The organism is Aquabacterium sp., from assembly GCF_030652515.1.
Lineage (GTDB): Bacteria > Pseudomonadota > Gammaproteobacteria > Burkholderiales > Burkholderiaceae_C > Aquabacterium.
Window position 1 is genome coordinate 1 of sequence record NZ_JAUSAR010000057.1, and the last position, 9,821, is coordinate 9,821.

The following is a 9,821-nucleotide window of genomic DNA, read 5'->3' on the forward strand; positions in this document are numbered from 1 at the left end:
GACAACACCCCCACCGTGGGCGGTACCGACGAAGTCGATACCCAGCCGACCCTGGGCTTCCAGCGTGTCATTCAACGCGCCATCATGCATGTCCAGTCTTCTGGCAGTGGCAAGAAGGAAGTGACTGGCGCGAACGTGTTGGTGGCGATCTTCGGCGAGAAGGATTCGCACGCCGTGTACTACCTGCACCAGCAGGGCGTGACACGCCTGGACGTGGTGAACTACATCGCCCACGGCATCCGCAAGGCCGATCCTCCTGAGCCCATCAAGTCTTCTTCCGAGTCCAGCCCCGCTGAGACCGAGAAGGAAGAAGGCGGCGAGCCCAAGGCGTCTCCGCTGGAGCAGTACACCCAGAACATCAATGCGTTGGCCCGCGAAGGCAAGATCGATCCCCTGATCGGTCGTGATCACGAGGTCGAGCGCGTCATCCAGATCCTGTGCCGTCGCCGCAAAAACAACCCGCTGCTGGTGGGCGAAGCTGGCGTGGGCAAGACCGCGATCGCCGAGGGCCTGGCCTGGCGCATCACGCAAAAGGACGTCCCCGATGTGCTGGCCGATGCCGAGGTGTATGCCTTGGACATGGGCGCGCTGCTGGCCGGCACCAAATACCGTGGTGACTTCGAGCAACGCCTGAAGGCTGTGATCAAGCAGCTGAAAGAGCAGCCCAGCGCAATCCTGTTCATCGACGAAATCCACACCCTGATCGGTGCGGGTGCGGCCTCTGGCGGCACCCTGGACGCCAGCAACCTGCTCAAGCCCGCGCTCAGCTCGGGCCAGCTCAAGTGCATTGGCGCCACCACCTTCACGGAATACCGTGGCATCTTCGAGAAGGATGCGGCCTTGTCGCGTCGCTTCCAGAAGGTGGAAGTGGTCGAGCCCTCGGTTGAGCAAACCATCGAGATCCTCAAGGGCCTGAAGTCGCGCTTCGAAGAGCACCACAGCGTCAAGTACGCCTTGGGTGCTTTGCAAGCCGCGGCCGAGTTGTCCGCCAAGTTCATCAACGACCGCCATTTGCCCGACAAGGCGATTGACGTGATCGACGAGGCTGGCGCGGCGCAACGCATCCTGCCCAAGAGCAAGCAGAAGAAGACCATCACGCGCGCCGAGGTGGAAGACATTGTCGCGAAGATCGCGCGGGTGCCTTCAACCAGCGTGTCCAACGACGACCGTTCCAAGCTCAAGAGCCTGGACCGTGACTTGAAGAGCGTGGTGTTCGGCCAAGACAACGCCATCGATGCCCTGTCGGCCGCGATCAAGATGTCGCGCTCGGGCTTGGGCAAGCCAGACAAGCCGATCGGCTCCTTCCTGTTCAGCGGCCCCACCGGCGTGGGCAAGACCGAGGTGGCCAAGCAATTGGCCTACATCTTGGGCATTGAGCTGATCCGTTTCGACATGTCGGAATACATGGAGCGCCATGCGGTCAGCCGTTTGATCGGTGCGCCTCCGGGCTACGTTGGTTTCGACCAAGGTGGGCTGTTGACCGAAGCCGTGACCAAGAAGCCGCATTGCGTCTTGCTGCTCGATGAAATCGAAAAGGCCCACCCGGACGTTTTCAACATCCTGCTGCAGGTGATGGACCATGGCACGCTGACGGACAACAACGGGCGCAAGGCCGACTTCCGCAACGTGATGATCATCATGACGACCAATGCCGGGGCTGAAACCTTGCAGAAGTCGACCATCGGCTTCACCACTCAGCGTCAGGCTGGCGACGAGATGGCGGACATCAAGCGTGTCTTCACGCCGGAGTTCCGCAACCGTCTGGATGCCATCGTGGGCTTCAAGGCGTTGGACGAAGAGATCATCCTGCGGGTGGTCGACAAGTTCTTGCTGCAGCTTGAAAGCCAGTTGGCCGAGAAGAAGGTGGAAGTCACCTTCACCGACGCCTTGCGTGCTCACCTGGGCAAGAAGGGCTTCGATCCGCTGATGGGCGCACGTCCGATGCAGCGCCTGATCCAGGACACGATCCGTCGTGCGCTGGCCGACGAGTTGCTGTTTGGTCGCCTGGTGGATGGCGGTCGCCTGACGGTGGACGTGGTGGAGGGTGCCGACGGCGAGATGGAGGTCAAGCTGGACATCCAGCCGAACAAGAAGAGCGATAAGCCCAAGGCGGAGGCCGCCACGGCCGAGTGATCTTCTTGCTGGCTTGGCCAGATCGGACAAGGGCTCAGCTTTGGCTGGGCCCTTGTTGTTTGTGTGCCTGTTTCAGCCGGTGCTGGTGGGCAGCAAAGCCACGCGCTCGAAGCCTTGGGCACTGAGGCGCAGCACTTCACAGCGCGGATGGGCGCCGTCCAGATCCCAGTCGCTCAAGACGTGGCGGGTGCCACCAGGGATGCCAAAGGCCGCTGTTTTGGGGCGGTGGGTGTGGCCATGGACCAGCACGGGGGTGTGGGCGGCCTGCATCCAGGCGCCTGCAGCAGCTTCATCGACATCGGCCCAGTTGTCGGGGGTTTGTTGATGCTGGTGTGCGGCACTGGCTTCGCGCATCTGGCGGGCCACCATGAGTCGGTCCGTCAAAGGTTTGGCCAGGAAGGCGTCGCGCCAAGCGGGTTGGCGAACCTGAGCCCTGAAACGAAGGTAGGCCTGATCGGCCAAGCACAGGGCATCACCGTGGGTGAGCAGTACTTGCTGGCCAAAGGCCGTCAGGATGGTCGGGTCGGCCAGGGCGTGTGCATGGCAAGCGGCCACCATGTCGTGCCCTAGCAGGAAGTCGCGGTTGCCCACCATCAATCCCAGGTGCAGGCGTTGGCCGGCCTCGGCCAGGAAGGCGGTGCAATCGGCTTCAAAGCCTGCATGGCGCATGTCGTCGCCCACCCAAGCCTCGAACAAATCGCCCATGATCAGGACGGCGTCGGCGGGCGTGTCTTGCAGGTAGCGCGCGAGCGCCGAGGCAGTGCGCGGCAGGCCGGCATGCAAGTGCAGGTCCGATACAAAATCAATGCACCGCCACGAGGGCGGTGCATTGAGCGTGTCGGCTGCAGGAAAGGGGAGGGTGTCCCCAGTCACCGCATCACACTTCCGTGGCTTGGGTGATGAGCACGTTTTCGACGGGCACATCATCGTGGCCACCGCTGCGGCCCGTCTTGACCTTCTCGATCTGGTCAACGATCTCGGTACCGGCGACGACCTTGCCGAAGACCGCGTAGCCCCAACCACTGGCGGTTTCCGACTTGAAGTTCAGGAAATCGTTGTTGGTGGTGTTGATGAAGAACTGGGCGCTGGCCGAATGCGGCGCGCTGGTGCGGGCCATGGCCACGGTGTAGTGGTCGTTCTTGAGGCCGTTGTTGGCTTCGTTCTGGATGGTGTCGGTGGTGGGCTTTTGCTTGAGGCCAGGCTCGAAGCCGCCGCCTTGCACCATGAAGCCCTTGATCACGCGGTGGAAGATCGTGCCGTTGTAGTGGCCGGCGCGAACGTAGTTCAGGAAGTTTTCGACGGTGGCGGGCGCCTTGGCGTCGTCCAGTTCAAGGCGGATCACGCCTGCCGTGGTTTGCAGTTCAACGGTTTTGGTCATGTCATTTCTCCAGGGTAGCTTGTTTGATCACGATGGGTTTGAGGGGCACGTCGCCGTGGGGGCCCTTCTGGCCGGTTTCCACCATCCGGATCTTGTCGACCACGTCCATGCCTTGCACGACTTTGCCAAACACGGCATAGCCGTTGCCATCGGGGGATTGGGCCGAGTCAAGGAAGTTATTGTCCTTGACGTTGATGAAAAATTGCGCAGTGGCCGAGTCGGGAATGCTGGTACGGGCCATGGCGAGGGTGCCCCGCACGTTGCTCAGGCCGTTGCGGCTTTCCAGGGGGATCGGCGCGCGCGTGGGTTTTTCTTTCATGTCAGGGGTCATGCCGCCGCCCTGGATCATGAAAGTCTTGATCACGCGGTGGAAAACGGTGCCGTTGTAATGGCCCGATTTGACGTACTGAACGAAGTTCTCCACCGTTTTGGGCGCCTTGGCGGCGTCCAGTTGAACGACGATGTCGCCTTCGCTGGTGGAGAGTTTCACAGTCTGTGCAAAAGCAGAGCCCAGCGTGGCGAAGCTGAGTGCCGTGGCCACAAAGCCCACGTTCACGAGTTTGTGCAGGTAGGTCATCCGATCACTCCTTCATAGAATATTTTCCAAAGGCCGCCTTCTTTACCCCAGTATTGACGCTTGATGGCCCCGGTGCGTTGACCGTCGGAGACTTCGCCGAAGGTCACCACGAGGATGTCGCTCTTGTCGCGCCAGCCCAGGATGGCCAGGTCTTTGAGTTGCAAGGACTTGCCGCGCTGGCTGACCACTTCTTTTTCCAGCCATTGTCGCCACTGATTGAAATCGCGGGTGCCGTTGGAAAACTGGTTGGAATAAAAAGACATCAACCGGGTCAGGTCGCCGCCAGCCCGTGCCACGCGCCAGCCTTCAATGAGGTTGCGCATGTTACGCCGTTCATGTTCGGCCGTTTTGGTGGGCACCCAGGTCAGGCTTTTGGCAATGACGACCGGGGTGGTGCGTGGTTGCACGCTTTCCAGGATGTTTTTCAGTTCAGGGTTGGCCAGGACGACGCAACCATCGGTGCTGTTGGGGCTGCGTGCATAGCTGTCGCTGGGCACGCCATGCAGCCAGATGCCGGAGCCGGTCCTGCCCTGGCGGCGGTCGTACTCGTTGGGGTAGTTCAAAGGCAGGGCGCCCACGCCATAGAAATCGGTGAGCTGTTTGCCATCCAGACGGCTGGTGATGTAGTAGACACCCAGAGGTGTGCGCTGGTCACCCTGGGCGGCCTTTTCAGCCCCCATGCGGCCAATGGACACGTAGTGGTCGGCCACCACGCGCAAACCATGCGGGCCGTTTTCGAACAGGTACAGGCGCGAGCGGCCAGCGTCCACCGCGATGGCGTGGCGGGTGCTGGGTGGGGTCTCGATGAACTGGGCGGGCAAGGCGCCAGCGGGCGGGCGCTCGCGGAGGGCGAAGAGCCGACGCTCGGCTTCCGTGCGCAATTGTTCAATCCGTTGGGGGGCCTTCTCGGTCAAATCGGCAGGGGCGCTGCCCATGGCTTTCAGTGGGGCGGTCTGGGACAGCAGCAGATCGCCGTAGACCATCTGTGCCAACTGAAAATTGGGCACGTCTTCGACCAGCGCCTGGGCATTTTTCAAGGCCAGTTTGCCTTGTCCAACCCCGACCAGGCGGTAGATTTCAAGCAGGCGCGCCTCGGCAGACTGGCTTTGCTGCAGCACTGGCTTGACGGCATACGCGGGCCCCGCAACGCCAAGGCTCAGGGCGCTCGCCAGCAACATGCTCTTGACGAGCATGGACAATCGCCGACCTGCCGCGCGATGCGGCGGTCGGCCCAAATGACCACTCATCACGAACCAGTGCTTTCCTTCACGATCACCCATTCACCGCCAGTGCGCACAAAATCAATGCGCTTGCCGCTGCTGATGTCCAGGCTGTCGGCCTTGTAGTCCTGGCGGAAGCGAGCCGTGGCCTTGTTGCCATTGACGGAGACGCTGATCTTGGAAAGCTTGACCGAGATGTTGCGCTTGCCCACGATGCGCTCGCGGCGTTCCTGTTCCCAGGCCTTGCGCGACTTGCCGCCATTGAAATCACGGCTGTAAGCGGCAAAATAGGCGCTGAGGTCTTTCTTGCTCCAGGCCGCTGCCCAGGCTTGCAGGGCCGACTCGACTTCGCGCTCTGCTGCTTCAGCCTTGGCTTCCACGGGGACTGGTGCGGGCGGCGTGGGTTTGCTGACAGGCGTGGGTGCCGGGGCTGGCGCTGGAACGGGCGCAGGCTTGGTGGCGGGGGCCGGGGCTGGGGCTGGCAGCGGGGCTGGGGCCGGTGCTGGCGTGGTGCTTGGCGTGTTGCTGTTGGTCAAGCCCGCCACAGCCGTGCCGCCACGTTCTTTGGGGAACAGGTCGCGGATCATCGCCAGCTTGGGCGCCACGGCGGAGCGGGTGTCGATCTGAAGCGCTTTGGAATAGGCCTGGCTGGCCAGCTTGGCGTAGACATCGCCCAGGTTTTCATACGCGGTAGCGTAGCTGGGATTGGTCCGGATGGCCATTTCCAGCGCATTGCGCGATTTGTCGTATTGACCTTGCTGAGCGTAAAGCACCGCGAGGTTGTTGAACGGCTCGGGCAACTCTGGATAGTCTTCGGTCAGCTTGGTGAAGGCGGTGATGGACTCGGGGATGCGGCCAGCTTGCGACAGGCTGATGGCCCGCAGGAAACGCATCATCGGGTCGCGCGGGCGGGCGGCGAGGAACTGGTCGGCGCGCTGCAAGGCTTCGGTGTTCTTGCCAGCCGACAGCAGTTTTTGAACATCGCCGACTTCGTCTGCACGCACCGCCACAGCGGTCATGGACAGGGCGGCAATGGCCAGGCACTTGGCGGCCATGGCCGTGAAGCGGATTCCAAACTTAGGCGCAACAACTTGCATGGGGGGTGTTTATCCGATGGGTTTGTGTTGATGGTGTCGGGCACACAAAGCGGCCAGAAAAAAAGCCTGCCATTTTTCGAGGATACCAGCGGACCACCTGCTGGAAAAGCGCCTGTCATCCCCGGCCGTGGTCGGGCCGCTATACTCATTGGATTGTATCTGAGCGTTGCAAGTTTGACGGGGCCCGTGCATGCCCCGCGCACTTGTTGCTTTGCCGCAAGTGCCGCATGACCCGTGTCGCCCGACACCGGATGTGGCCTTGGGCGCTTGACCAGAATTTGTCTCCAATGAGCTTGCGTATTTTCAACAGCCTGTCGCGGCAGGTCGAGTCGTTTGTCCCCCTGGTTCCTGGCCAGGTCGGTTTGTACGTGTGCGGCATGACCATTTATGACTTATGTCACGTGGGTCACGCCCGGATGATGATGTCGTTCGACGTGGCGCAGCGCTGGCTCAAGGCCTCGGGGCTGTCGGTCACGTATGTGCGCAATATCACCGACATCGACGACAAGATCATCCGCCGTGCCGTGGAGCGGGGCATCACGATCCGCCAGTTGACTGAAGAGATGACCGTGGCCATGCACCAGGACATCGGCGCTTTGGGCATCCAGCCGCCGACGCATGAGCCGCGTGCCACCCAGTATGTGCCGCAAATGCTCGCCATGATCGGCAAGTTGCAGGCCAATGGCCTGGCTTATCAGGCCAGCAATGGCGATGTGAACTACGCCGTGCGCAAGTTCGAGGGTTACGGCAAGCTGTCGGGCAAGTCGCTGGACCAGTTGCGTGCCGGTGAGCGCGAATTGAACGGGGCTGGCAGCCGCGCCGCCGATGGCAAGCTGGATCCGCTGGACTTTGTGCTCTGGAAAGCCGCGAAGCCCGAAGAGCCTGAGGATGCCAAGTACGACTCGGCCTATGGCGCTGGCCGCCCCGGTTGGCACATCGAGTGCTCGGCCATGGCTTGCTCGCTGCTGGGTGAGCAGTTCGACATCCATGGTGGCGGTCTGGATTTGCAGTTCCCTCACCACGAGAACGAAATCGCCCAGAGCGAAGGGGCCAGTGGCAAGCGCTTTGTCAACTACTGGATGCACAACGGCTTCCTGAACGTGGACAACGAGAAGATGTCCAAGTCGCTGGGCAACTTCTTCACCATCCGCGACGTGCTCAAGAGCTACGACGGTGAGACGGTGCGCTTTTTCATGCTGCGCACGCACTACCGCAGCCCCTTCAATTACAGCGATGCCGGTCTGGACGACGCCCGCAATGGCCTGCGCCGCTTGTACACCGCCTTGGGCACCGTGGCCGATGTGCCTTCGATGGACATCGACTGGGCCCATCCTCAGGCCGCGCGCTTCAAGGCGGCCATGGACGAAGACTTCACCACGCCGATCGCGGTGGCGGTGTTGTTCGACCTGGCGGCTGAAGTGAATCGTTCGGGTTCGGCAGAGACGGCGTCTTTGCTCAAGGCTTTGGCGGGCGTGCTGGGTTTGCTTCAGCAGTCTCCCCAGGCTTACATGCAGGGCGGCGCTGATGCCGGTGGTCTGCAGGCTCCCGCCATCGAGGCCTTGATCGAAGCCCGCACGGCCGCCAAGAAGGCCCGAAATTTTGCGGAATCCGACCGCATCCGAGACGAACTTGCCCAGCAAGGCATCGTGTTGAAAGACAGCCCGCAAGGCACGACATGGGTGAAAGCCTGATGCCGTCTTCAGCCTCTTTTTCTGCGGCCGATGCCGCCGCCGCGCCGCTGCCAACCGCTTTGGTGACGCCCCACTACTGGGACGAAGCTTGCAAGCACCTGTCCAAGCGTGACCGGGTCATGCGCAAACTGGTGGCCGACTACGGGCAGGGCCGCCTGTACAGCCGCCGCGATGCCTTCACCACCCTGGCGCGCTCGATCGTCGGTCAGCAGATTTCGCCCAAATCGGCGCAGTCGGTCTGGGAGCGCCTGTTGACCCTGATGGGGCAGCAGCCGCCGGAATCCCGCGCGCCGTTGCCCGTTCAGGCGGTGTTGGCCATGGGCGTTGACCAGCTCCGCACGGCGGGTTTGTCCGTGCGCAAGGCCGAATACCTGCAAGACCTGGCCAAGCATTTCGCCGAAGGCCGTGTCCATGTGAACCACTGGGAGCGCATGGAGGACGAGACCATCATCGAAGAACTGGTGGACATCCGCGGCATTGGCCGCTGGACCGCCGAGATGTTCCTGATTTTTCACCTGATGCGGCCCAATGTGCTGCCGCTGGATGACACCGTCCTGATCAAGGCGATCAGCCAAAGTTATTTCAGTGGCGAACCCGTGTCGCGTGCCGAGGCGCGTGACATCGCGGAAGCCTGGGCACCCTATCGCACAGTGGGAACGTGGTATCTGTGGCGCAGCCTTGACCCGCTGCCTGCGGCATCATAAAAACCTGCTGCGCGTGACTGAGGACAACCTGCCATGAGCAAACGACATTTTCTGGAATTCGAGCAACCGATCGCGGAGCTTGAAAGCAAGATCGAAGAGCTGCGCTACGTGCAAAGCGAATCGGCCGTGGACATCTCGGAAGAGATCGACCGGCTGAGCAAGAAAAGCCTGCAACTGACCAAGGACGTGTATTCCAGCCTGACGCCCTGGCAGGTGACGCAGATTGCTCGCCACCCGCAACGGCCTTACACGCTGGACTATGTGAACGAACTGTTCACCGATTTCCAGGAGTTGCATGGCGACCGCCACTACGCGGATGACCTGTCGATTGTGGGCGGGCTGGCGCGTTTCAATGGCCAGGCCTGCATGGTGCTGGGCCATCAAAAAGGCCGTGACACGAAAGAGCGCGCCATGCGCAACTTTGGCATGTCACGCCCCGAGGGCTACCGCAAGGCTTTGCGCCTGATGCAGGTGGCCGAGAAATTCAGCCTGCCGGTGTTCACTTTCGTTGACACGCCCGGGGCCTATCCCGGCATTGGCGCCGAAGAGCGCAATCAATCTGAAGCCATCGGCCGCAACATCTTCGAGATGGCCCGGCTGGAAGTGCCGATCATCACCACCATCATTGGTGAAGGTGGCTCCGGCGGTGCGCTGGCCATCAGCGTGGCCGACCAGGTGCTGATGCTGCAGTACTCGGTGTACTCCGTGATCTCGCCCGAAGGCTGCGCCTCCATCTTGTGGAAGACGGCGGACCGTGCTGAGGAGGCGGCCGAAGCTTTGGGCATCACGGCGCACCGCTTGAAGGCCCTGGGCTTGGTGGACAAGATTGTCAGCGAGCCGGTGGGCGGCGCGCACCGCGACCACAAGCAGGCGGCGGCCAACCTCAAGCGCGGCTTGAACGATGCCATGCGCCAGCTCAGCGACCTGAAGGTGAAGGAATTGCTGCAGCAGCGCTATGACCGGCTGCAAAGCTACGGCCGCTACAACGACACCAAAGAGCATTGAGCCTCATGAACGCTGT

9 protein-coding genes are annotated in these 9,821 nt (G+C 61.8%); 4 read left to right on the forward strand and 5 right to left on the reverse strand.

The features are described 5' to 3' along the window. The coding region (clpA, locus tag Q7V20_RS06985; RefSeq protein WP_304788572.1) for an ATP-dependent Clp protease ATP-binding subunit ClpA at window positions 1–2,133 on the forward strand (2,133 nt) is incomplete at its 5' end. 72 nt (window positions 2,134–2,205) lie between these two features. On the opposite strand, the gene Q7V20_RS06990 is transcribed toward clpA, so the two are convergent. From Q7V20_RS06990 to Q7V20_RS07010, 5 genes are read right to left on the reverse strand one after another with little or no spacing between them, the layout of a single operon-like run. Further along, window positions 2,206–3,060 carry a UDP-2,3-diacylglucosamine diphosphatase gene (locus Q7V20_RS06990; protein ID WP_370652419.1) on the reverse strand — a complete coding sequence of 285 codons (855 nt, stop codon included), beginning with the start codon at window positions 3,058–3,060 and terminating at the stop codon, window positions 2,206–2,208. Next, window positions 3,011–3,511: a peptidylprolyl isomerase gene (locus Q7V20_RS06995; RefSeq protein ID WP_304788576.1), complete on the reverse strand. Its 501-nt coding sequence runs from the start codon at window positions 3,509–3,511 to the stop codon at window positions 3,011–3,013. The genes Q7V20_RS06990 and Q7V20_RS06995 overlap by 50 nt, the downstream gene beginning before the upstream one ends. 1 nt (window position 3,512) lies before the next feature. Continuing rightward, on the reverse strand, window positions 3,513–4,088 hold the full coding sequence (locus Q7V20_RS07000) for a peptidylprolyl isomerase (protein WP_304788578.1): 576 nt from the start codon (window positions 4,086–4,088) through the stop codon (window positions 3,513–3,515). Next, a complete protein-coding gene (locus Q7V20_RS07005) occupies window positions 4,085–5,281 on the reverse strand; it encodes a murein L,D-transpeptidase family protein (RefSeq protein WP_304788580.1) in 1,197 nt (398 codons plus the stop codon). The genes Q7V20_RS07000 and Q7V20_RS07005 overlap by 4 nt, the downstream gene beginning before the upstream one ends. Before the next feature lie 53 nt (window positions 5,282–5,334). Then, entirely contained in the window at window positions 5,335–6,405 is a 1,071-nt protein-coding gene (locus tag Q7V20_RS07010; protein WP_304788582.1) for a tetratricopeptide repeat protein, read from the reverse strand. A gap of 287 nt (window positions 6,406–6,692) precedes the next feature. On the opposite strand from Q7V20_RS07010, the gene cysS reads away from it, so the two are divergent. The 3 genes from cysS to Q7V20_RS07025 are packed head-to-tail and all read left to right on the forward strand — an operon-like array spanning window position 6,693 to window position 9,805. Beyond that, the gene (cysS, locus tag Q7V20_RS07015; RefSeq protein WP_304788584.1) at window positions 6,693–8,096 is read left to right on the forward strand and encodes a cysteine--tRNA ligase; all 1,404 of its coding nucleotides are present in this window, start codon (window positions 6,693–6,695) and stop codon (window positions 8,094–8,096) included. After that, window positions 8,096–8,800 (forward strand): DNA-3-methyladenine glycosylase, encoded by a 705-nt coding sequence (locus tag Q7V20_RS07020; RefSeq protein WP_304788587.1) that lies wholly within the window; start codon window positions 8,096–8,098, stop codon window positions 8,798–8,800. The genes cysS and Q7V20_RS07020 overlap by 1 nt, the downstream gene beginning before the upstream one ends. A 33-nt stretch (window positions 8,801–8,833) precedes the next feature. Continuing rightward, entirely contained in the window at window positions 8,834–9,805 is a 972-nt protein-coding gene (locus tag Q7V20_RS07025; protein ID WP_304788585.1) for an acetyl-CoA carboxylase carboxyltransferase subunit alpha, read from the forward strand. The last annotated feature ends 16 nt before the right edge of the window (window positions 9,806–9,821 follow it).